The sequence below is a fragment of the Bacillota bacterium genome, from assembly GCA_013314855.1.
In the GTDB taxonomy this organism is placed as follows: Bacteria; Bacillota; Clostridia; order Acetivibrionales; family DUMC01; genus Ch48.
Genome location: JABUEW010000019.1, coordinates 19,360 through 45,368, shown reverse-complemented (window position 1 = coordinate 45,368; position 26,009 = coordinate 19,360). Strand labels below are relative to the sequence as shown.

Here is a 26,009-nt window from a genome sequence, read left to right as displayed (position 1 = left end):
GCTATGAGGAAGCTGCAAGTATCTTACAGGGCGAAGGGGCTGATTTTCTGGACAATCTGTCTGCACAATGGGAAAAAGTATCAGAAGGCATTGCCGCGGAAAGATTGAAGACTAAAACAAGGTCAGAGATTTCACAATAGAATGAAAAAAGGGGTTATATACATCTGTGAGGAGCGTAGGAATTTTAGGATATGGATATTATCTGCCCGAATTGGTCTTGGCCAACCACGAACTGGCTGAACGTTTCGGGAAAACGGAAGACTGGATAGAAGAAAGAACAGGGATAAAAGAAAGAAGGATAACCGAATTCAATGTTGCTACATCGGACTTAGCTATAAAAGCTGCGTTAGCTGCAATTGACAGGGCAAACCTATTGCCAGGAGATATTGATTTGATTATCGTTGCTACAACAACACCCGACATGGTGTTTCCTTCAACTGCGTGTCTGGTTCAAAACGGGATTGGTGCACAAAACGCAGCGGCATTCGATGTTTCCGCAGCATGCACCGGATTTATGTACGGGTTGGACATTGCAGTAAGTTATGTATCATCAGGGCAATATAACTATGTACTGCTGATTGGAGCCGATACCTATTCAAGAATTACAAATTACAATGACCTAAACACGAGCATTTTATTTGGTGATGGAGCAGGTGCGGTTGTTGTAGGGCAAGTACCGGAGGGTTTCGGCATCTTGGGAAGCATAATAGGTGCGGACGGTTCAGGCGCGGATTTGTTAAAAGTACCGGCAGGAGGTTCAAGATTGCCTCTGACCCATGACCTTTTGGACAGCAGGCTGAATACAATAGTTATGAACGGAAGAGAAGTTTTCCAGTTTGCAGTAATGATTCTTGAAAAGATGATAAACCAGATTGTTGATAAAACAGGGGTAGCACTAGATGATATAAGCTTAATAATACCCCACCAGGCAAACAAACGAATACTTCTTTCTGTTTTGGAAAGACTGAAAATTCCTCCGGAAAAGATGTATTGCAATATCGAATATTACGGCAATATGTCTTCGGCATCCATACCTGTCGCTTTGTCTGAGGCATGTAACAATGGTAAAATTAAAAAAGACGACATACTGTTGTTCGCCGGGTTTGGATCAGGTTTAACCTGGGGGGCGAGCCTAATTAAATGGCATGACTGAAAGCTGGCTATAATATATTAAAAAAAAGGTTGGGAAAAGGCGATAGTGAGGACAATAATGAAAAGCTTTCAATCGGTGAACGTCTGAGGCTTTCGCTGGAGGAACTCGGGCCTACATTCATAAAGTTTGGGCAGATAATAAGCACAAGGCCGGATATTCTGCCTCCCAATGTAATTGCAGAACTTGAAAAACTCCAGGATTCCGTACCTCCATTTCTTTTTGAGGATGTAAAGGCCCTAATAGAAAGTGAATTTGACGACAAGCTTGAAAATATATTTAAAGAATTTAATGAAACACCCATTGCGGCGGCATCCATTGCTCAGGTGCACTTTGCCCGGCTGAATTCAGGCAAAAAAGTGGTAGTAAAGGTACAGAGACCCGGAATTGAAAGAAACATTGACCTTGATTTGAGAATACTTGAAGACCTGGCGCACTTTATAGACAGCCATACCAAATATGGAAAACTTTACGACTTTACCAAAATGGTATACGAGTTCGAAAATACACTGAAAAATGAGCTAGATTTCAGGGTCGAAGGTGAAAATGCAGAAACTTTCAAGGAGAATTTTTCTAAGGATAGGGGTGTTAAAGTTCCGGACATAAGCTGGATTCATACGACAAGACGCGTACTTACAATGGAATATATAGATGGAATACGGCTTAATGATTTTACTGCATTGGATAATGCAGGGTTGAACCGCAAGGTAATTGCCAGAAACCTTGCAGAGTCAATATTTAACCAGATTTTGAGGGATGGTTTTTTTCATGGAGACCCCCATCAGGGGAACATTATGGTTTTGCCTGATAACACAATTGGATTTCTCGATTTGGGAATGGTGGGGAAATTGAATGAAGAACGTAAAATTCAATTTTTAAAAATGCTTATGGGAGTGGCATTTAAAAATAGTAGGCTGATTACCCAAGCTATAATTGACCTAGATACCATGACGCATTGTATTAATACCAAAAAACTTGAAAAGGAGATTGATATATTAAGGGATAAATACCTTGCCATACCTTTAAACGAAATCAAAGTAGGAGAAGTTTTTAATGAGATTTTCAATCTTGCATTTTCTTATAACATTATGATCCCCGGCGAATTTACAATGCTTGCTAAATCCCTTGTTACTCTGGAAGGACTGGTTGAAAAACTTGATCGGGAGCTTAATGTTCTGGAGGTCGCAGAACCTATTGCAAGGAAGCTTATGTACAAGACATTTTCACCTGAAAAACTGAGGAAAGAAATTCTGGGTGGAGCTATGGACTATGGAAATTTAATAAGGGAATTTCCTAACTTTATGCTTAATTTTTTGAGAAAAATGGAAGATGACGAGTTTACCATGCAGTTTAAGCTGAAAGATATTGAGCGTATCGAAAAACGTATTGACAGAATTTTCAACAGGGTTTCATTCAGTATCGTACTGCTGGCTGTCAGTATAATAATAGCAGGGCTCATTGTGGGATTAGGTATGAGCGCTTATACTGGTACAGAAATATATTTTCTTAACTTAACCGTTTTAAGAATAGGTTTGGTTATTGCAGGGATAATTATTGTCGGTTTAGTACTTTCAATGTTCAGGTCAAACCGCTTTTAAAGACAGCTGATGGCTTTTAGTTTTACGGTGTTTTTTGGAGCTTTTACTTTTAAAGCTTTTGACCTCAATTTTTATGGATTATGAACGCAGGCCCTTATAATGCAACTCCTTTCTTTAACCTTATCACGTGGCGTTCACTGAGATTCAAAAGTTCAGCAGCTTCTTTGATGGTTATCACTTTATCTATTGTCTGGTTTACGACTCTTAGTCTTGTTATTTCCTTTTGAGTCATATTCAACCTAAACAGCTATTGACATTACTTTAATATTTTTTTATAATTCCCTTGTTCAATCTTAAGATGCGAGCAAACTATTAATAAAATAAAATTTATTGATATAAGGGAGGGCTAACCTTGATAATGTTGGAGCAAAAAAGGACTCCTATTTTTGATGCAGTTAAAAAATATGTTGATGATAAGGTTATCCAATTCCATGTACCAGGACATAAACAAGGGCGTGGACTTAAAGAATTAGCTGATTATATTGGAACACGAGCACTTGAGATGGATGCAAACGGAATGGAGGATCTTGACTATCTTACAAACCCTACTGGTGTAATACATGAAGCTCAAACTCTTATGGCCCACGCTTTCGGAGCGCAGGAAGCCTTTCTTTTAGTGAATGGAACTACTGCCGGAGTGCAGGCAATGATAATGAGTGCCTGTAATCCAGGGGATAAGATAATTATTCCGCGAAATGCCCATAAATCTACAATTGGAGGAATAATTCTGAGTGGTGCCATGCCGGTGTATGTACAACCTGAGGTAAATGAAAAGTTGGGAATTGCCATTGGTATTAGTGTGGATAGCATAAAGAAAGCAATAAAAGAGAATCCCCATGCCAAGGCAGTGTTTATAATAAATCCGTCATACTACGGTTTTACCTGTGATATGAAGTCTATTGTAAGGATAGCCCACAGGCATGAAATGGCAGCGTTGGTAGATGAAGCTCATGGTTCCCATATGTCTTTCCATGATGATTTTCCCCTTACTGCTATGGAAGTTGGAGCTGACATGAGCGCGGCCAGCATGCATAAAACTTCGGGTTCTCTTACTCAAAGTTCTATCCTTCTTTATAGAAGTAACATAATTTCTTTGGAAAGAGTTAAACAGGTATTGAACCTGACTTATACAACCAGTGCTTCTTATTTACTTATGTGTTCCCTGGACATTGCCAGAAAACAATTGGCTGTTTCAGGAAGTGAAATGCTTGAGAAAACCCTCCGGTTGGCGAGGTGGGCAAGGGAAGAAATAAATAAAATAGAAGGACTTTATGCATTTGGAAAGGAACTTGTAGGTACACCCGGGTGTTATGACTTTGATGAGACTAAACTCGGGATTAATGTTAGAGGTTTGGGTTATACAGGCTACCAAATGGAAGCTAAATTGCGGAAAGAGTATAATATCCAGATAGAAATGTCTGATTTGTATAATATTCTGGCGATTATTAGTATCGGCGACAGGCAGGAAGATGTAGAAGCACTTGTAAACGCATTAAAAGATATTGCCTCTAAGGAAAGGGTTACGGAATTTAAAAGTGTAATACCGGTACTGGAAAACCCTAAAATGATAGTTTCTCCAAGGGATGCATTTTATAGCCCTAAAAAAACTATTCCTCTGGAAAATGCAGAGGGTGAAATAGCAGGTGAGATGATAATGGCTTATCCTCCAGGAATTCCTGTTATTTGTATGGGCGAAAAAATTACCCGCGATATTATTGACTATATAAAAGTTTTAAAGAATGAAAAATGTGAACTGCAAGGTACTGCAGACCCGTTTGTCAACAATATCAGGGTACTGGGAGTGGAATAATACTTGTACTAAAACCTGTTTCAAGTGAATAAGAATATGAGGTAGAAAAGGATAAAGGAGGTATATTTCACTTGAAGCCGGTTTTAAAACAAGATGATTTATTATTGGAAAGTTTTGTAGGTAAAATAAGGTATGACAGGGGACTGAGTGAAAAAGAAGCGCAGTCCAGGCTTAATAAATATGGTCCCAATACTATATTAGAAAAAAAGAAAGTTTCCGCATTTAAAATCCTTCTTGAACAATTCACTGATTTCATGGTTTTAATTCTTCTTGCTGCTACTGCTATTTCAGCCTTTATGGGTGAAATGATGGAAGCAGTAACAATTGTTGCCATAGTAATAGTAAATGCATTATTGGGATTTATCCAGGAATATAGGACTGAAAGAACTCTTGAAGCGTTAAAAAACCTTGCCGCTCCATCTGCACGGGTTATAAGGGATGGGAAAGTTTCTGTTATACCTGCAGCTCAAGTTGTACCTCCAGATGTGATTATAATAGAGACAGGCGACAGGGTACCTGCCGATGCAATACTTATAGAATCATCAAACCTGGCTGCCGACGAATCTTTGCTCACAGGAGAATCAATTCCTGTTGAAAAACATGCACTTAAAAAGCTCAACTTGAAAGCAGGTATTAGAAATAATGCAGGTTTTGAAAATGATTTAAATATTAAGGATAAAGAAAATTTAATATATATGGGGACGATAATAACTTCCGGAAGGGGAAAAGCAGTTGTATATGCTACCGGTATGAAAACGGAAATGGGTAAAATTGCCGATATGATACAAAATATTGAAGATGAACAGACACCCCTTCAAAGAAAACTTGAACACCTGGGTAAGTTTATTGTATATGCTTGTATGTTAATTTGTGCTGTAGTATCTGTAACGGGGATATTAAGGGGAGAAGATTTATTTACCATGCTCCTTGCAGGAATAAGCCTGGCAGTAGCGGCTGTACCCGAGGGCCTTCCTGCCATTGTCACTGTATCTCTTGCTTTGGGTGTGCAAAGGATGCTGAAAAGGAATGCATTGATAAGAAAACTACCTGCTGTAGAGACCTTAGGGTGTGCCGATATCATATGTTCGGATAAGACAGGTACTTTGACAGAGAATAAAATGACTGTGAGAAAAATTTACGCTGGTGAAAATATATATGAAGTTAGAGGAAGTGGTTATGATACTAAAGGAGACTTCCTGATAAAAGGGAAAAAAATAGATCCAATGCAATACCCGATACTTAAGCTTACTCTTGAAATAGGTGCCTTATGTAATAATGCACAACTTGTAAGGGTAGTTGGCAATAAACAAACGCCTCCGGGGGAAATAAAATCAAAAATAAGTAAAATAAAATTTAGAAAAACCGGATGGTTGGATAGTACGGGTGACCCTACAGAGGTAGCGCTTTTGGTTGTTGCTGCCAAAGGAGGATTGACTCGTGAAATGTTGGATGAAATCTATATAAGGCAGGATGAAATTCCATTTGATTCTGAAAGGAAATGTATGAGTGTTATTTGCAGAAATCATAAAAATGAATCTTTTATTTTTACAAAGGGTGCACCCGATATAATTATTCAAAAGTGTAGTAAAATACTTACAACACGGGGGATTGTCAGTTTAACTCCGGATATAGTAGCGAACATACTGAAGATAAACGACAGTATGGCAGGAGAAGCATTGAGAGTATTGGGTGTAGCTTATAGGCAATCAAACCGGCAACCGACCTTAAAGGATAATGTGGAAGAAGAGCTGGTATTTGTCGGGCTACTAGGAATGATTGATCCGCCACGGGAAGAAGCGGCAGAAGCTGTCCAAAAATGCAAATTGGCAGGAATAAAACCTGTTATGATAACCGGTGACCATAAAATAACAGCTTGTGCAGTTGCAGGAGAACTAAATATATATGCAGACGGCGACATTGTACTGACGGGTGCTGACCTGGACGGCATGAGTGAAGATAAGCTTGCAAAAGTAATAGATAAGGTTTCCGTATTTGCCAGGGTATCACCAAAGCATAAGCTGAGCATTGTAAAAGCCTTTAAAAAACTGGGACATATAGTTGCAATGACAGGGGACGGCGTAAATGATGCCCCTGCAGTCAAAGAAGCTGATATCGGAGTATCCATGGGTATTATGGGTACTGATGTTACAAAAGAAGTTTCATCCATGGTGTTAATGGATGATAATTTCGCTACAATAGTAGCTGCTGTAGAGGAAGGAAGAGTTATTTACAGTAATATCAGGAAATTTATTCGGTATTTACTATCCTGTAATATTGGAGAAGTCCTTACCATGTTTTTAGGTATGTTGGCCGGACTACCTGTGCCCCTTTTACCCATACAAATATTATGGGTAAACCTTGTTACGGATGGACTTCCTGCAATTGCCCTCGGACTTGAACCCCCTGAAAAAGATGTTATGATGAGACCTCCAAGGGAAACAGGAGATAATATATTCTCCGATGGACTCCTTAGTCTGATTACTATTAGAGGTTTGTTACTTGGTATAAGCACATTGGCGGTTTTTGCAAGCATGCTCTATTTTACATATAATGTAGCCCTGGCAAGAACAGGAGCTTTTGTGACCCTGGTAATTACCCAGTTGATACATGTCTTTGAGTGTAAATCGGAAAGAAAGAATATATTTGAAATACCTATTTTTAACAATATTTATCTTGTGTTGGCAGTCCTTTGTTCCTTTATTATGATATTGTCGGTAGTGTATATACCATTTCTGAAAGGAGCATTCAGGACTGTCTCTCTCAATTTAGACGATTGGCTGCTTATAATCGGGTTCAGTTTCATTGGGCCTGTAGGTTCCAGCCTTTTCACAAGAAAGAGGAGATAAAATTACCTCTTGCAATATTAGTCTAAAAACTATACAATGGGAAATGACATTAATGTTTTGTTACAAAATGTTCACAATTTATTAAAATGTATCCTTGATAATATAATTATTGATTATTGTAGGATGCGCTTTCTTTTCTTTTAGTGTAGTTATTATAACATTTAAGTAGGGGGGAAAAAGATGATAGAAATACAAAATCTTACGAAATACTATGGAAACATAGTAGGCGTAAGGAACTTAAATTTCACTGTAGAAAAAGGCGAAATATTGGGGTTTCTTGGCCCGAATGGCGCAGGCAAAACTACAACAATGAATATAATTACCGGTTATATACCTTCAACGGAGGGAACAGTTAAAGTCTGCGGCTATGATATCATGGAGGAACCTGCTGAAGTAAAAAAGAGGATAGGCTATTTGCCTGAACATCCTCCGCTCTATTTTGATATGACGGTTACCGATTTCCTGAATTTTGTCAGCGAATTAAAAAGGGTGGACAAAAAAGTAAGGAGAAGCCAACTTAATGATATAATGGAGCTGGTCGGGATAACGGAAGTGAGAAATAGGCTTATAAAAAACCTTTCAAAAGGGTATAAGCAGAGGGTAGGATTGGCCCAGGCACTGGTAGGGAAGCCTGAGGTCCTTATATTGGACGAGCCTACAGTAGGCCTTGACCCAAAACAGATTATTGAAATCAGGAAGCTTATAAAAGCCCTGGGTAAAGAGCATACCATAATTTTGAGTTCCCACATATTAAGTGAAGTAAGTGCTATATGCGGCAGGGTTGTTATAATCCATAAAGGAGAGATAGCGGCTGTCGATACACCGGAAAACCTTTCAAAGAACTTCGGTAAGGTCTCGAAAATGTCAGTTACTATTTCAGGACCGAAAAATTCAGTATTGGGTCATATAAAGGAAATATATGGGGTTAAGTATGTTGAGCCAAATGTTGAAAAAGAAAGGGACGTTGTAACATATATCGTTGAGTCGGATAAGGATGTTGATGTAAGGCGTCCTCTTTTCTTTGCAATGGCAAAAGCCGGTTACCCGATTATAGAATTAAAATCACTGGGTATGACCCTGGAAGAGATATTCCTCCAGGTTGTAACCGAAGAAGGAAAGGAGGTAAGTTAATATGCAGGCTGTTTTTTGGAAAGAAGTAAAATCATATTTCTATTCACCCGTGGCTTATGTTTTGATAGGTATGTTTATACTTATATCTTCAATCATATTTTGGCCTAATTTAATCGGCATGTATGGAGAATTCAACGGGAATCTTGCGAGTATGGGCTATATATTAATATTTATAGTTCCGATACTGACCATGAGGATACTGGCAGAAGATAGAAAGAACGGTACTGAGGTTATTCTGCTTACATCGCCTGTAAACCTGATGGGAATTGTGCTTGGAAAGTATTTCGCTGCTGTATTTGTATTTCTTGTTATGGTCCTTATATCGTTTATATATCCCATAATTTTATTTGCTTTTGGTGCTTCGCTTACACCACCATTGGTAGGAGGATACGTAGGATTTATTCTTTTGGGAGCATCTTTCATTTCAGTGGGAGTATTTGCGTCAGCTTTGACTGAGAACCAGGTTATTGCTGCAATAATTAGCTTTGTGGGTCTTCTTATAATGTGGATTGCTGACGGTATAGGAGGAATGGTAGGGGGTTTCATAGCAAAAATCCTGTACTGGTTTTCGTTGCTTTCCAGGTATGAAGATTTTAACAGGGGAGTCCTTAATTTGAGTTCAATTATTTATTATCTCAGTTTTATATCGGTATTTATGTTTATAACAATAATGGTTATTGAAAGAAGACGCTGGAGTCAGGGGTGATATGGATGAGAAAAATTGAGTGGACGAACAGTATTAAGAAGACTTTTAATAAGATAATTAAAAGCAGGACTTTCAAATATGGGACCAATTCTATTATATTAATTGCCGCAGTAGTAGCAATTGCAATAGTATTGAACGTTTTGGTTGATATGGCACAGGTTAAATGGGACTTGACACCTAACAAGCTATATTCTATCGGGGATACTACCAAAAAGATTTTAAAGGAACTGGACAAAGATGTTATAATATACGGGTTGTTTGATGAGAGTAGAATAAGTTCTTCAAGCCAGGATAAGGAATTTGTTGATCTACTTGAGCAATACGCAAAATATCCCCATGTTACCGTAAAATATGTGGATCCGGATAAAAATCCCGGTATATTAAAAGAGATTGATCCTGACAATATATTGAAAGATGTCAGTAAAAGCGTTTTTGTCGTAAAGTCAGGGAAAAAACTGAAAAGCCTTTCTTATTATGACCTTTTCAGTACGTATTTCGATCAGTCAACATTCCAGACTCGCATTACGGGTTCAATAGCAGAGCAGGGTTTCACAGGTGCTATAAAGTATGTTACTTCCGAAATTACACCTACAATATATTTTACTACAGGACATGACGAAAAGGATATAGATAGCAATTTTTCTTCACTCAGAGATCAATTGGTAAATAATAATTTTGATATAAAGCCCATTAATCTCGTTATAGAAGAAAAAGTGCCTGAAGATGCTGAGATCCTGGTGGTAGCATCTCCCAAAAAGGATTTGACTATAAGCGAGAAAGATAAAATAAAAGAGTACCTTAAAAATGGCGGAAAAGCGATATTTATGTTTGACTACCTGGAACTCGATCCGCAGTTTCCCCAGTTTGAAAATATTTTAATGGATTATAACCTGGGGTTGAATTATGATAAGGTAAAGGAAAATGACGAAAGACGGCATTGGCCCCAAAACCCCTATGTAGTTTTGATGAATGTAAGCAGTAACAAAGTAATGTCCCAGAGCTTTAACATACTATTGGGAAATTCAAGAAGTATAAATATACTAAAAAATGTAAAGGAATATATTGACGTAATACCCCTTGCAAAAACAAGCAGTTTGGCTGTAGGAGAGCAGGTTGACAAGACAAGGGGCAATGATATAACCGGACCACTGGATGTTGCAGTTGCTGTCGAGCATACAGGCTGGCAGAAGCCTTCAAAAATAGCTGTAATAGGAAATAGCTCTTTCCTTGAAGATAGTGCAGCTGACACCCTTGGACCTTATTTCAGTAACAGCTTGGTATTCTTTCTTGAAATAGTTGGTTGGATGCGTGAAGCAAAAGATGATGTAATTATAGCACCCAAAAGTTACACAAGTCAGTATATTAATATTACAGCCGAACAGGCAAACTACATGGGAATTATTGTTGTAGTTGTACTCCCCCTCATAATCCTTGGGTTAGGTACTTTTGTATATTTAAGGAGGAGGCATCTATGAGAAGGTACAGAAACACTATAATTGTTTTAATTGTGTTTGTTTTGTTGTTCGGGGTCTATCTATTTGTCACTAACTACAAAAACAGTAAATCGTCATCCGACACAAGAAACTTTGATAAGATTATTGATTTGGATACACTGGAAATGGCAGAGATAACCATAGAAAACGAGGGAGAAAAGCTGGTATTTGTAAAGAATGAAAATGAAAATGAGTGGGAACTTGTTTACCCTGAAGGTATAAGGTATGATAAAAGCAAACTAAATAGTGTGGCCATAAACTTCTCCTCGATATTTGTTGAAAAGGTTATAGAAGAAAATGCAACAGACCTTGCACAGTATGGGCTCGATAAACCCGTTGTCGTATCTGCAAAAATGAAAGACGGGACGGTTGAGACACTGGAAATCGGCAGCCTTACCCCTACAAAGGGAGCATATTATGTAAAGAAGAAGGATAGTAACAAGGTATATACCACTGACACTTACACAATAGATAAAGTAAAAGTAAAAAGAAATGATATACGGGATAAAGCGCTGTTTACTGTGGAATCTGACGATATAATCAAAGTGTCCATGGAAAGAAAAGGCTCATTGGTTTTTCGGGCTGAAAGACCTGATAAAGACTCTGACTGGACAATGACATCACCTATAGAGGGGAATGTAAATGTTAGTGCATTATCTCCAATGCTTGATGCAATAACCCAGGCAACAGTTATTGAGTATGTTGAGGAGAATCCGTCAGACCTTGAAAAGTATGGGCTTGCAAAACCATCCTATGTTTTGGAGTTTGAAACTTCAGAAGGGAAAAACCGGCTTCTTATGGGACAGGAAAGTAAGGAGAACTCGAAAATATATGTGATGCTTGAAGGTGGAAATGAGGTTTGTACAATTTCTACTGAAGCTTTTACTTTCCTGGATAAACCGCTCAAGGAGATTGTAGAAGTATTTGCCTATATAACAAATATATGGGATGTAGAAAGAATAGTTGTAGAAATGGATGGCTACACACTGGACTGCGAGTTGCAAACGGATCCTGAAAAGGATACAGACAAGGACAAGTTCTTTGTGAACGGTAAAGATGCCAGCATGAAAGATGAAAATGATAAACAACCCTTCAGGACATATTATCAATCTCTAATAGGAGTAACCTTGAGTGAAGTGGAACCTGGTGCAACACCTGTGGGAGAACCCGAAATAACTTTCACTTATTACAGGAAGATTGAACCTAAGGTTATGAAAGTGGAGTTTATACCAAAAGATGACCGTTACTACTACGTAATGAGAAATGGAAAGTATAGCGGCATACTCGTTGAAAAGAAGAAATTTGATGAACCCGAGGGAGTAAGGGAATCTTACACGAAGTTAATGGAAGCAATAAATAAGAGCCAGTAAAACCATGACAAATGTTCCTTTGTATTGGAGGATTTATTACGTTAGAGCAGCTGTTGTGTTTAAAGTAATTAAGGTGATTACTCCGTCATAGTATTATAAGGGATAAATGCTATGACGGAGTCGTTTTTTTGAGGGGAGAAATAAGGAACATAATTAAAGTATCAAGCGTGTATTTAGCAGTAATAATTGGTGCAGGCTTTGCATCCGGCCAGGAAATAATACATTTTTTCACCAGCTATGGCAAAGGGGGCTTTTATGGTATTCTTTTATCAGGGGCTTTATTTGCTTTTTCTGGCTATATTATATTGGAAAAAGTATACCTGGAAAGAGTAAGGAATTTCGAGGAACTGATATTTCCAATAGCGGGGTTGCTCCTTGGCAGGATAATGCAATTGATATCTACCATTTTTCTGTTGTCGGTTTATTGTGTTATGATTGCAGGTATGGGAAGTATTTTATCAGGATTATTTCATTTACCCCTGGAATATGGCATTATTATTATCAGCATAATATCCATGATAATTATGTTTGTAGGTGTAGAAGGGATTGCCGCGTTAAGTGCCGTATTGGCACCTGTCCTTGTTGTGGGAATTATAGGTGTAGGATTTTTTATTATTATCAGCAGAAATAAAGAAGTATTTAGCATTATCAGGGGTGTTGAAATAATAACTAATAATTGGGTATTTTCTTCTCTTTTGTATGTTAGTTACAATAATATACTTGCAGCATCCGCTTTAAGTAGCCTATTACCTTACCTTAAGACAAGAAGGACCGCTATAGCCGGAGGCATTCTGGGAGGACTTTTATTGTGCTTTACTGCTTTAGTTTTAAACCTTGCCATATCAACTTTTTTTACAGATACGTTAATCGGAGAATTTCCAGTAATTGATATTATAGAAAGATATAGTAGTTTCATAATGAATGCATATAACATTGTAATGGCTTCTGCCATGTTGACTTCAGCAGTAACTTCAGGATATGGTGCAATTTGCAGAATAAGTACCAGGCTCAATCTCAACATAAAAACTACTACAGTGGTAATATGTGCATTATCAGTGCCATTATCCAGTGTTGGATTTTCAAGGCTGATATCCACAGTTTATCCCATATTTGGATATACAGGGATGTTTATGTTGTTTTTGCTGGTATTTGATTGGATTAATAGAGCTATCAGAACATCAGCTTAACGACATTAAGATTTTTCCTTGTTTACTCTTCCAAAAGCTGCATACAGGACAATAGTGCTCTTGGCAGAATGTTTGGGCTCATTTACAGAAATTAACATGTTAAATTAGAAAGAAATATGTTATTATATATATGTTATAAGTTGTGTTATTAATTATTTATAAGTGCTATAAATAAATTATTGAAAGTGTGTTTACAGGGGAGATTGCCTTGAAAAGGAAAATTATTGATATACTGCTATTAAGAACTATGTTTTCAAGATTAATGGCAAGTTTTTTATTAATAATACTGACAGTTTCTTTCTTTTACCTATATGCATATAAAACGTATTTGAAAATAATTGAAACTGAAATAACTGTAAATATGGATGAACGATTCAGTAAAGTTGTAGCTAAAAATGAACAGATTTTTGAGCAAATTAAGAATGCCATGGTACAGTTGCATTATGAAGAGGTCTTTTTCCCATTAATAAACGGACAGAGCACGAATATGTATGAAAAGAGAGTTTTATTCGAAAAACTCAACGAGCGAGTGTACAAAAAAAATTACAGTGGTTTTATGGATTATGTAAAGGCTATGTATATTATGCCAAAGCAGCCTGACAAGATTATTGTAGAGGCTTTGGGAACATATGACAGTGAATGGTTCTATACCAAATTTTTTAACAGCCGAAATTATACAAAGGAATTCTGGCTTGAGGAAATGAATAAGGATTTCATTTTTAAAATTTATCCTGCTGATACATTTAATGATTATAGCCGTATAGGTTCTTCCAGTAGTTTTCTTATGCCTTTTGCTTTCAAAAAAGGTAATAACAGCAATTTTCTTATAATAAGTTTGGTTAGAATTGAAGATCTTATAAGATCTATTGATAAAAGTTTTGTAGACTACTATTATATATATAATAATTATGGAGATATGATCTATCCTTCAGTTTCGGGTTCAAAACTTTTAATACCTGAAGGTGCTTTTGCTGATGGAAAAAACTTTGTTAAAACAAGCCAGGGATACCTTTTTATGAGAACATCAAATTTCAGCGGATTAACGTATTATAGACTTGTTCCTGATGCACAGCTAAAACAGCAGCTTGCCAAAGTTAATATTATTTTCAGGCTCGTATTGGTATTCTCATTATTGTTTAGTGTTTTATTGTCATTTTTAATTGTAGTTAAGTTTAATAATCCTGTAAAACAAATTGCAGAGGTCATAACACAATCAAAAAACTTTAAGCAGGAGCATTATGCAGTAAACCATGAAAAAACGGCGAAAGTATATAAACCCGTAAGTGCAATTAAATCTATGAAAATGAGGGAGGTTTCTTCACATAAAAACATTTTCGACCTTAATTATATTCGAGATAATGTAAGGTTAATTGTTGAACAAAATGCTGATTATGCCAGAGATATTAAAACACGCAACTCAAACCTGGAAGCGTTTTTATATCAGGCTAAGATGAAAGATATATATATACAAGCTGATGAGATAAAGGAGAACTTATCTGTAACTCAGAGTTATATAATCATATATTTTAAACTTCATTTTAAGCCTGAATTCCTTAAGAAAATGCCTCATGAACAAGAAACCAGCAAAATCACATTCTTGTTCAAGGAGCTGATTCAACTTTATGTAAAAGAGCATTTCAAAAGCTCCATTACTTTTCAGATGGAAAACAAGAAAATTGTTTCAATTATTAATGTTGAAAAAAATGAGAAGAATATTGAGATGTTGATTAATGATATAATCAGACAATTGGAAAATGATAAGGAATTTGTATATTTTACTATAGCAATAAGTAAGACCTATGATAATGTGTCTTATTTGAAAGAGGCATATAACAGCATGTTTGAAATTGCCAAGTATCGAAAACTGGTGCCTGAGACCCAGGTATTAACTGAAGATTCTATTAATAAAAACAGCAATAGGTTCTATTTCCCTCTGGAGCAAATGGAAGAGTTTACAGGTTTTCTTCGTAATGCACAAAAAAAGGAAAGCCTGAAAATGGTAAGTGATATTCTTGATTATAATATGAAAAAGGATGTTAATAGTTTTTATATTAAACTTCTCTGCATAGAAATAGTAAATTGCTCTATAAAGTTATTAACACGAATGTACTATGATATACCTAAAGAAATAAATACATCGAGAGTATATTATTTGCTTGAAGAATGCGATACCATTAAAGAATACGAAAGTATATGCCATGAGTTTATAGAGAATGTTATAGATTATATTGCAAGAAACAAAAAGAAAAATGATTATATTATCGATTTTATTATTAATTATGTAGAAGAACATTATATGGAAGATATTTATCTTGATTTGCTGGCGGAAAAGCTTAATCTTTCCGCTGCATATATATCTTCTTATTTTAAAGCAAGGCTTAATATAAATCTCAATGATTATATTAATAATTATCGTATAAAAAAATCTATGGAACTAATAGAGAACACTCAGATGAAGGTTAAAGATATAGCAATGAAAGTAGGATTTGCTAATGGCAATACTTTTATTCGATTATTTAAGAAATATTCAGGATTTACCCCAAAGGAATATAGAAGGAATTCAGGATTGTTGGATGAACCATTCAGGGCCGATTCCTGAGTACTATTAAGAAGAATTATTATTTTATATTGAAAATTTTAAGTTATCACTATATTTTTAAATATTTAAATTTATCGGTATTTTCAATACAAATAATCATTTATTTTATCACACGCACTTTTTATAATAAATGAGCAGCATGCTTTTTCAAACTTTAATAACTTTAATTTCAATATATAATGCAGAAACAAAGTCGACAGATTATAAGTTGAAAAAGCAGAGGCTGCACATTAAATTTTAAAAAGGAGGATTTATTACATGAAGGGAAAGTCTTTATTAAAAAGAATTATTGCATTGGCCTTAGTACTTTTGATAGTACTTGCACTGGCAGCCTGCAGCAATTCAAAAAAAGGTGGCGATACGCAGGAAGATAGAACTGCTGCCGATAACCAAAAAGATAATACCGGCGAAATTAAGAGCGGAAAACTCTTTGACAAGCCTACCAAGATATCAATTGTCATGGGTTCTCATGCAAGCTGGCCCTATGATCCAAACTGGGCAATGTGGAAAATAGTCTCTGAAGCAACAAATATTGAATTTGATATTCAAGCTATACCCAATACGGAAATGGAAACAAAGGTTAATTTAATAATGGCATCTAGGGATCAGCTTCCTGATTTGCTTCATTTAATTTCAAAAGCAATAGCTGATAAACATGCTCTTGCAGGTGCTTTTGTCAGCATTATGGACAATCTTGATAAGTTGCCGAATTTTAGTAATTGGATAAAAAATACCCCTGATTCAAAGGAATGTCTTGCACAACGTACATCTGGTGATGGAAAGATTTATTTCTTCCCAACTTATGGTCTCCATACTATTAATAATCTGAGAGCATGGATGTATCGTAAAGACATATTTGAAAAACATGGTCTTACTCCTCCAAAAGATGTAAATGAGATGTATCAGGTTGCTAAAAAACTAAAGGAGTTATATCCTGACAGTTATCCTCTTGCGTTCAGAACAGGTTTAGGACAACTTGAGATTATGGCACCTCAATGGAAACCTTATCATGCCCTCTATGGGTACTATGATTTTAATACAAAAAAATGGGGCTATGGTGCTATAGAAGATACTACAAAAGAAATGGTAATGTTCTTTAAGAAAATGGCTGATGAAGAGCTATTGCCTCCGGATTTCCTGACAATTGAGACAAAGAGCTGGCAAGAGCTGGTATCATCAGGAAGAGGGTTCATGATGCCTGAGTATATTGTACGTATCGACTTTTTCAACGGTCCCGCGCGTGTAACTGATCCTGAATATACATGGGCAGTTATGGCACCCCCGAAAGGTATTGGACCAAATGCAACCGACAGAATTAAAAAGACTAATTTCGAATTTTCCGGTTTCTTAGTATGTAATACAGGAAAACAGGAAAATATAAACAATGCGTTCAAGTATGTTGACTGGATGTATAGCCCTGAAGGAATTGAAATTCTTAGCTGGGGTAAAGAAGGTGTTACCTATAAAGTAGTTAACGGTGAAAAACAATTTATCCTTGATGACAAGGGTACACCCCCTCGTAATCTCTATGGTGTAGGTACCTACGGCCTTTATCAGGTAATTGACCCGGCATCAAACGAAGCCCTCTACTCAAAAGAGAATGTTGAACAGGCTCGTATAGCAATACAATATGTTGAAGAAAGGGCTAATCCACTTAATTGGCTTCCTTTTAATGAACAGGAAACTGAAATGAATGCGCAACTTGGAACAACTATTGCGACTTATGTCAACGAACAGCTTTCTAAATTCCTGCTTGGACAAAGACCGCTAAGTGAATGGGATGCATATGTTCAGGAAGTAAAGAAACTAGGGGTAGATAAGCTTATAAAAATGTATGAAGAAGCTTATAATAGAGTAGCAAAAGAGTAGCAAACGAGTAATCAAAATGGCACTGAAAAAATAGAAAATATTGGAGATACCGGGGAAATGATTCCCCGGTATCCAAAAGTTAGGGGTGATTTAATGGGGAGGGAAGTTACAAATAATACAAGTTCAGTTTTAGATATAAAAGCTATGCCTGTTTCCAAACCCAGAGGGTTTTTAAAGAAGCTAAAAAAGGGAAAATATTTGTTCCTTTTAGTTATTCCGGCAGTAATATGCATGCTTTTATTTTACTATCTTCCCATGTGGGGAGTTTTAATAGCATTTAAACAATACTCACCTTTTAAAGGGTTTTTTGACAGTCCGTGGGTTGGCTTGAAACATTTCAGGACATTTTTTAGCAACCCGTTTTTTTACAAGTATTTTAGAAATACTATACTGCTTTCGGCATATTCTATACTATGGGGATTCCCTGCACCTATTATATTTGCCCTTATATTAAATGAAGTGCAAAATATAAAATTCAAGAAATTTGTGCAGACTGTAAGCTACATGCCGCATTTTTACTCAACAGTAGTCGTAGTGGGACTTTTCAGTATGTTTCTATCACCAACCAGCGGCCCCATTAACAAGTTGCTAGTTTCCATGGGATATCAGCGAATAAACTTTCTTGCTGATGCAAAGTACTTCAGAACAATTTATATAGCCTCTGAAATATGGCAGGGACTAGGATGGGGCGCAATAATATACTTAGCAGCACTAACTAATATTGATCCTCAGCTATATGAGGCTGCTATAATAGATGGAGCATCAAGGTTAAAACAGCTTATTTATATAACCTTGCCATGCCTTGCACCAACTATAGTAACAATGCTGTTGTTAAGGCTTGGACATGTTATGAATGTAGGATTTGAAAGAGCTTATCTGTTGCAAAAGCCATCTACCTATGAAACATCCGATGTTATCCAAACATATATATATAGGACAGGTATTGAGAGCAATAACTTCAGTTTTGCTTCGGCAGTTGGGTTATTTAATTCAGCAGTAAATGTGATCTTCCTTGTAATTTGTAACAAGATTTCCAAATATCTGACAGAAACGAGTCTTTGGTAGAAAGGTGATGTAATTATGGTTAATAAAAATAAACTTTCATTTTGGACATTATTAAGAACGCTTTTGCTCTTATTTGTAATATTTGTTACAGTATACCCTTTTATTTATATGGTTGCTGTTTCTTTTTCAAAAAATATTTATGTTTTGAGAAATGAAATTACTTTTTATCCCAAAGGCTTTAATCTGGATGTATATAAAAAAGTATTTGAAGATAAAAGGATTTTTACTGCCTATAAGAATACAATTATTTATGTGGTTCTTGGTACAGCTATTGCTCTTTTTGTAACTACAACTGCAGCCTATGCCCTAAGTAAAAAGAACCGTTGTCCTTTTGCTAAAGTAATAAATGGAATGGTTATTGTTATAATGTTTTTTAACGGCGGAATGATTCCAACTTATCTGGCAATTAACTGGCTGAAAATATATAATACCATATGGGCGGTGGTGCTTCCCGGTGCATTAAGTGCATGGAATTTAATTATTATGCGAAGTTTCTTTTCTACATTTCCGACAGAAATAGAGGAATCGGGACAAATTGACGGTCTAAATGACCTGGGTATATTATGGTTTCTTGTTATTCCTACATCCAGTGCCGTAATTGCTACAATAGGATTATTCTATGCAGTAGGATTATGGAATGCATTTTTTGGACCGTTTATATATTTACGGGATCATACCAAATACCCATTGCAGGTTATATTGCGTCAGATAGTTCTTAAGGGCGAAGCCATTGATGCAGAAATGATTGTGTCCGGTGGGAAGAATATTATTGCCGAGGATTCAATTAAATATGCAACTATTATTGTATCTATATTGCCAATAATATTAGTTTACCCGTATTTACAGAAATATTTTGTGAAAGGTGTTATGATAGGATCAATAAAGGGCTGAGCATCATCTCTATATTCCATATTCTATGTTCTATATTGTCTCTATATTCTATATTGTGTACGTAAATCTCACAAGGGGCGGAATCAGCATCAGTTCCCCCGTCTAATAAATATTGTAATCACTAATAGCATTGTTTCAGTAATTTTTTTTATTTATTTATAAATACTTTAATCAATATTTATGGTAAAATAGACTTAAGTTAAAGAAGACAACTTGTGGGGTGAATTCCTTTGAATACTACTGATGAAAGGGCAACAGTAAGAGAAGGCAGTAAAAAGCCTAAAGTAATTTTATTTATTTTGCTTTTTATTGCTGTTTTGCTCACAGCATTTACGGCTTATTTAAGAAATAGCGATATTAATATTGATGAAAATTATATAAAAAAATTGTTTTACGACACTTTACATAAAAAAGGGGTTGATGAAGAGGATATAAAGCTTTGGGAGATAGAATACGAAGCAAAAGAAAGGCCGGATTTTGCAGTATATAAGGACTTGTTGGTAAAATGTACCATTTACGGTATAACCGCTATGGATAAAAAAGGGAATAAACAATGGAGTATTACAGTTAAAATGAATGAACCCATGTTAAAAACAAAAGGCCAAAATTTACTTGTAGCAGACATTGGGGGAAGACAAGCTTTTGTTATGGATACTAAGGGTTTAAAGTGGGAAGAAACTTTTGAGGGGGATATAATAAATGCTGATATTAACCAAAAGGGGTTTATTACTGTTGTACATGAATTGGAAAAATATAAGGGAATTGTAAAGGTTTTTAGTCCTGAAGGGCAGGAAATTTTCCGCAGGTCTATAATAGACACATTTGTATTTTCAAGTGAAGTTTTACCTTCCGGGGAAACCGTTATAATTCATAGCATTGATGTTTCAGGGATGAGTGCTGCCTCCTATATTGAGTTTACAGATTTATTAGGCAACCCCTTTGCAGCTTTATCACCCTGTGAAAACCATGTATATCCTTTTGTATGGGCACTTGAAGATGATTCATTCGCTATTGTGAATGATACATCAATTATATATTTTGATAAAAATAGGAGTGAGGTGTGGAAAAAGGAGTATAAAAGAGTGTATAGTACCGGCGTTATTGACGACAGGGTTTTTATTGCAGCTGTAAGCAGCGTAGAAGGGGCAAATGCATGTAAAATTGTGCTGATAAACAAAGCAGGAAATATAGTTAAAGATTACCAATTAGGTGAAGAAGTGTATAATATAAGTACTTACCATGATACAGCGGCAATAAATACCGGAAGAGAGGTGCATTTTGTAAACGGCAGAGGGGACTTAATTGTCAAATACAGTTCAATTTCGGATGTGGAAGAAGTACATTTCTTCAGTAAAAATGAGGCAGCTGTGGTTACTAAAAATAGTGTGGACATAGTAAGAATCCGCTGATGTTCTTTTCATACGAATTAAGAGTACATAGAGTACATATGAATTAAGAGCATAAGTTAAATTGACCGGCAAAATTATACACAAAATTATAAAAGTTTTTATAGGGGGAGAGAACATGAATTTAAGTGATATCGCGGTAGTTGCCATTATTTTGGGTTTCGCATTAGTGGGACTTAAAACAGGGTTTATTCTATCTATTTTTAAAATTGCCTCGTATTTTATTTCAATATGGATATCATTAAAATTTTACCCTAAGGTTGCAGAATTGCTAATGAAGACAAAATTATTCGAAAATATTAAAACATCAATACTTGATAATTTACTGAAGCAAAAAGCAGAACTTATATCCCAAACCGGTCAACAGGTAAAGGAGGCTGCCGTCAATACCGTTATTGAAAAGCTTCCTTTGCCCGAGTTTTTGAAAGGCAATATAATTAACCAGGTACCTGAGCCCGGAAAGCTTATAGATGTAAATAAAGTAATGGAAATAATAAGCGGAGAATTGGCAAAAATCATTATTTATATAATAAGCATGGTTTTGTTATATTTAGCAGTAAGAATTGCCATAGTTATTGTAAAACATTTGCTTGAGGGTATTACAAAACTCCCTGTGTTCAAACAGCTGGACAAATTGGGAGGTTTTGCACTTGGTGCGGTTGAAGGGTTGCTCACCGTGTATATTGTTTTTGCAATATTAATGCTTTTTAATTCTGTACCTTCCTTCAGGCAAATACATGATGCTATAGGAACTTCTACAATAGCCAAATTCTTTTACGAGAATAATTTTATTATAGACTTTATGTTCCCGGGCAAGGGGATATAGACATTTTGCAGAAACATGTAACATTTTACCGAACCGTGTAATTTGAGTTTTTGAATGTCGTCCTAAGTTGACGCTAACAATTTTACACAATTTTACAGCTTTAATGAAAATTATTGTGGTATGTATGAAATAGTTAACGAATTATACTTTTTTTATTTAATACTATGGACATACTAAAGCTTTGCATAGTAGAATAAAGAATAAATATTATAACAAGTTGAATTTAACCGGCGCTGTTATACGCACCTGAATTTGGGGTGTTGGGCTTTTGAGAGTAAGTTAGGTATTATATATGAGTGTTATACGTGAGTATAATATATAAAACAACACATGTTATGAAAGAGGGGATTTAAATGAGAAGCGATACAATTAAAAAAGGCATAGAGAGGGCTCCCCACAGATCTTTATTTAAGGCCATGGGATATACTGATGAAGAAATAAGGCGCCCCCTTATCGGTATAGCTAATTCCAAAAACGATATTATACCGGGACATACACACCTGGATAAAATTGCGGAGGCGGTAAAAGCAGGGATAAGAATGGCAGGGGGTACGCCTGTTGAGTTTGGTGTTATTGGGGTTTGTGATGGAATAGCCATGGGTCATTTGGGCATGAAATATTCTCTTGCTACCAGGGAGCTTATTGCGGATTCGTGCGAGGCAATGGCATTGGCACATAGTTTTGACGGCATGGTATTTATACCGAATTGCGATAAAATTATACCGGGTATGTTGATGGCGGCTGCAAGGATAAATATTCCCTCGGTATTTGTAAGCGGAGGACCTATGCTCTCTATAAAAAGGGATGGCAAGTACCTGGATTTAAATAGTGTATTTGAAGCTATCGGAGCTTACAAGGCTGGTAAAATGACAGAAGATGAAGTAAGGGATTGTGAAGAGTATGCGTGTCCCGGTTGTGGCTCATGCTCCGGAATGTTTACTGCCAATTCAATGAACTGCCTTACTGAGGCTCTTGGTATGGGACTTCCCGGTAATGGTACTATACCAGCGGTTTACGCGGAAAGAATAAGGCTTGCCAAGTTAACAGGGATGAAGATCATGGAGCTTATTGAAAAAGACATAAAACCATCGGATATACTTGTTCCTGAAGCTTTTAAAAATGCCCTTGCAGTAGACATGGCCTTGGGGTGTTCTACAAATTCAGTCCTACATCTTTTAGCTATTTCGCATGAAGCAGGGGTAAAGATAGACCTGGATATAATAAATGATATTAGCGCTAGGGTGCCAAATATATGTAAATTATCTCCCGCAGGGCCTCATCATGTACAAGACCTTTATGCGGCAGGAGGAGTACAGGCAGTAATGAAGGAATTATCCAAAAAAGGATTGTTAAATATTGAACTCATAACTGTGACCGGGAGAACGGTTGGCGAGAATATTGAAAAAGCCTGCGTTCTTGATAGGGAAGTAATCCGGAGTGTGGACAATCCTTATAGTCCTACTGGAGGAATAGCTATTCTAAAGGGTAACATTGCTCCTGATGGTGCTGTTGTCAAAAGGTCGGCGGTAGCTCCGGAAATGCTTTGCCATAAAGGGCCTGCAAAGGTGTTTGATTCGGAAGATGATGCTATAAATGCCATATATAATGGGAGAATAGTGAAAGGGGATGTAGTGATTATCCGTTATGAAGGGCCAAAAGGCGGACCCGGGATGAGGGAGATGCTAGGTCCCACATCTGCTATAGCAGGAATGGGTTTGGATAAAGATGTTGCCTTGATAACTGATGGGAGGTTTTCAGGGGCAACAAGAGGTGCTTCTATAGGGCATGTATCTCCTGAAGCAATGGAGGGCGGACCAATTGCAGTTGTAAAGGATGGAGATATCATAAGTATAAATATTCCTGGGGGAAGGTTGGATGTAGAAATACCGGATGAGGAGCTTAAAAAAAGAATGGCCGAATGGAAAGCCCCTGAACCGAGAATAACGGGAGGATACCTGGGAAGGTATGCAAAATTAGTGTCATCGGCAAGTACGGGAGCGGTTTTTAAGCATAAGACTTGACAAGCTTGCTGTAATTTATATTTCAATTAAATTGTTAATTAAATTGAACTGTTCATATAATTAGCCATTAATTAGCTATTGAAATATTGCAATCCGTATCCATATAGTGTATAAATATAGTAAGCCTTATGAGTTGTTAAGAGACAGTTTGTTTTGACTTTAAAAAGAGAAAGTGGTGAGAGTTCAAATGAAATTAACCGGAGCTGAAATAGTAATAGAGTGTTTAAAAGAACAGGGTGTTGATACTGTATTCGGCTTCCCCGGGGGAGCGGTATTAAATATATATGATGCGTTATACAAGGCACAGGGTGAAATAAGGCATATATTGACATCCCATGAACAGGGAGCATCTCATGCAGCGGACGGTTATGCCAGAGCAACGGGAAAGGTGGGTGTATGTATTGCTACATCGGGGCCGGGGGCTACAAACCTTGTTACTGGGATTGCAACAGCATACATGGATTCAGTACCGATAGTTGCATTTACCGGCCAGGTTGCTACCTCTTTGCTTGGCAAAGATTCTTTCCAGGAAGTAGATATTACCGGAATAACCATGCCTATAACAAAACATAACTATATAGTAAAAGATGTGACAAAACTTGCAGGAATAATCAGAGAGGCGTTTGTTATAGCAAAAGAACGAAGGCCGGGGCCTGTACTTATAGATATATGTAAAGATGTAACAGCAGCTGTTGCAGAATATCAACCCGAAGATTTTAGTAATAGAGTTAAGGTACATGATGTTTTATCCAGGAAAGGTATAACTCAAAAAATAAAAGAGGAAGATATTGCCATTGCGGCTGAAATGATTAGCAAGGCCGAAAAACCCGTAATCTTGTCTGGTGGAGGTGTGTCAATTGCTGCGGCAGACCAGGAAGTTCTGGCTTTGGCTGAAAAGGCAAAAATACCGGTAACTACGACACTTATGGGCCTGGGATCTTTCCCGGGGACTCATGAACTTTTTATGGGTTTGGTGGGCATGCATGGAGCACGGACCACTAATATGGCTATTTCCGAGGCAGATTTGTTTATTGCTATTGGTGCCAGGTTCAGTGACAGAGTAATAAGCAATGTAAAAAGATTTGCACCTAATGCAAAAATAATGCATATAGATGTAGACCCTGCAGAAATAGGGAAAAATGTTAATGTACATTACCCGTTAATTGGAGATATAAAAAAGATATTACAACTTATAATCCAAAAAGTACCTGAAAAGGGGTATTCCGAGTGGAACAGGAAAATTGACCAATGGAAAAAAGAGTACCCTTTAAAGTATACACAGGATGGCACTTTAAAACCTCAATATGTAGTGGAAAGGATATATGAACTAACAAAAGGTGATGCAATTATTACTACTGAAGTAGGTCAAAACCAGCTTTGGGCAGCACAATTTTATAAGTATACAAGGCCAAGGCAGTTTATTTCATCAGGTGGATTAGGTACAATGGGATATGGCCTGGGGGCATGTATAGGAGCCCAGATAGGCAGACCGGATAAAAAAGTTATTAATATTGCCGGTGACGGCAGCTTTAGAATGAACTGCACCGAACTTGCAACGGCAGTCGAGTATAAACTGCCTATTATAATAGCAATCCTGAATAACCGGGTGCTTGGGATGGTAAGACAGTGGCAGGAGCTTTTTTATGGAGGCAGGTATTCATGTACTACAATAGATAGGGGGACTGATTTTGTGGCCCTTGCAAAAGCCTTTGGCGCAGAGGGCATAAATGTTACGAAACCTGAGGAAGTAGACCCTGCATTAAAGACAGCACTGAACTCAAAAGACAGACCGGTATTAATAAATTTTGAAATTAATAAGGATGAAAAAGTATTTCCGATAGTCCCGCCGGGAGCACCAATATATGAGTTGATAGAGGAATAAACTAAGGACTAAATATAGGAATGAATTATAGGAAAGATATTTAAGGATGTAACAGGTACAACTGGATGGAAATACGGATTGCTATATATAATCTTTTTACAGTATATCAACCGATTTCTACCCCGTGCTCGCGAAGGTGAGAAATCATAGCATCCCTAT

The 26,009-nt window shown here is 36.7% G+C and carries 17 protein-coding genes; all 17 read left to right on the top strand.

Annotated features, from left to right (window positions below; all coding sequences use genetic code 11):
* Positions 1–166 precede the first annotated feature (166 nt).
* On the top strand, positions 167–1,153 hold the full coding sequence (locus HPY74_04975) for a ketoacyl-ACP synthase III (GenBank protein NSW90032.1): 987 nt from the start codon (positions 167–169) through the stop codon (positions 1,151–1,153).
* The gene (gene ubiB, locus HPY74_04970; protein NSW90031.1) at positions 1,150–2,748 is read left to right on the top strand and encodes a 2-polyprenylphenol 6-hydroxylase; all 1,599 of its coding nucleotides are present in this window, start codon (positions 1,150–1,152) and stop codon (positions 2,746–2,748) included. Before HPY74_04975 ends, ubiB begins: the two co-directional genes overlap by 4 nt.
* 358 nt (positions 2,749–3,106) lie before the next feature.
* The gene (locus tag HPY74_04965; GenBank protein ID NSW90030.1) at positions 3,107–4,558 is read left to right on the top strand and encodes an aminotransferase class I/II-fold pyridoxal phosphate-dependent enzyme; all 1,452 of its coding nucleotides are present in this window, start codon (positions 3,107–3,109) and stop codon (positions 4,556–4,558) included.
* A 104-nt stretch (positions 4,559–4,662) separates the two neighbouring features.
* Positions 4,663–7,404: a cation-translocating P-type ATPase gene (locus tag HPY74_04960; GenBank protein ID NSW90029.1), complete on the top strand. Its 2,742-nt coding sequence runs from the start codon at positions 4,663–4,665 to the stop codon at positions 7,402–7,404.
* A 180-nt stretch (positions 7,405–7,584) separates the two neighbouring features.
* Positions 7,585–8,535: an ABC transporter ATP-binding protein gene (locus tag HPY74_04955; protein ID NSW90028.1), complete on the top strand. Its 951-nt coding sequence runs from the start codon at positions 7,585–7,587 to the stop codon at positions 8,533–8,535.
* A gap of 1 nt (position 8,536) precedes the next feature.
* Positions 8,537–9,241, top strand: coding sequence for an ABC transporter permease (locus tag HPY74_04950; GenBank protein NSW90027.1), 705 nt, complete (start codon positions 8,537–8,539; stop codon positions 9,239–9,241).
* Between the two features lie 5 nt (positions 9,242–9,246).
* The gene (locus tag HPY74_04945) at positions 9,247–10,716 is read left to right on the top strand and encodes a Gldg family protein (GenBank protein NSW90026.1); all 1,470 of its coding nucleotides are present in this window, start codon (positions 9,247–9,249) and stop codon (positions 10,714–10,716) included.
* A complete protein-coding gene (locus tag HPY74_04940; protein ID NSW90025.1) occupies positions 10,713–12,104 on the top strand; it encodes a DUF4340 domain-containing protein in 1,392 nt (463 codons plus the stop codon). Before HPY74_04945 ends, HPY74_04940 begins: the two co-directional genes overlap by 4 nt.
* A 128-nt stretch (positions 12,105–12,232) precedes the next feature.
* A complete protein-coding gene (locus HPY74_04935; protein ID NSW90024.1) occupies positions 12,233–13,291 on the top strand; it encodes a hypothetical protein in 1,059 nt (352 codons plus the stop codon).
* A gap of 208 nt (positions 13,292–13,499) precedes the next feature.
* Positions 13,500–15,890 (top strand): helix-turn-helix transcriptional regulator, encoded by a 2,391-nt coding sequence (locus HPY74_04930; GenBank protein NSW90023.1) that lies wholly within the window; start codon positions 13,500–13,502, stop codon positions 15,888–15,890.
* 258 nt (positions 15,891–16,148) lie between these two features.
* Positions 16,149–17,759 (top strand): extracellular solute-binding protein, encoded by a 1,611-nt coding sequence (locus HPY74_04925; GenBank protein NSW90022.1) that lies wholly within the window; start codon positions 16,149–16,151, stop codon positions 17,757–17,759.
* A 93-nt stretch (positions 17,760–17,852) separates the two neighbouring features.
* On the top strand, positions 17,853–18,824 hold the full coding sequence (locus HPY74_04920) for a sugar ABC transporter permease (protein ID NSW90021.1): 972 nt from the start codon (positions 17,853–17,855) through the stop codon (positions 18,822–18,824).
* 15 nt (positions 18,825–18,839) lie between these two features.
* Positions 18,840–19,715, top strand: coding sequence for a carbohydrate ABC transporter permease (locus tag HPY74_04915; GenBank protein ID NSW90020.1), 876 nt, complete (start codon positions 18,840–18,842; stop codon positions 19,713–19,715).
* Positions 19,716–19,945: 230 nt separating this feature from the next.
* A complete protein-coding gene (locus HPY74_04910; protein NSW90019.1) occupies positions 19,946–21,124 on the top strand; it encodes a hypothetical protein in 1,179 nt (392 codons plus the stop codon).
* A gap of 115 nt (positions 21,125–21,239) precedes the next feature.
* Positions 21,240–21,947 carry a CvpA family protein gene (locus tag HPY74_04905; protein ID NSW90018.1) on the top strand — a complete coding sequence of 236 codons (708 nt, stop codon included), beginning with the start codon at positions 21,240–21,242 and terminating at the stop codon, positions 21,945–21,947.
* 353 nt (positions 21,948–22,300) lie between these two features.
* Positions 22,301–23,968 carry a dihydroxy-acid dehydratase gene (gene ilvD / locus HPY74_04900; GenBank protein NSW90017.1) on the top strand — a complete coding sequence of 556 codons (1,668 nt, stop codon included), beginning with the start codon at positions 22,301–22,303 and terminating at the stop codon, positions 23,966–23,968.
* A 187-nt stretch (positions 23,969–24,155) separates the two neighbouring features.
* Positions 24,156–25,850 (top strand): biosynthetic-type acetolactate synthase large subunit, encoded by a 1,695-nt coding sequence (ilvB, locus tag HPY74_04895; GenBank protein NSW90016.1) that lies wholly within the window; start codon positions 24,156–24,158, stop codon positions 25,848–25,850.
* Positions 25,851–26,009: the final 159 nt, after the last annotated feature.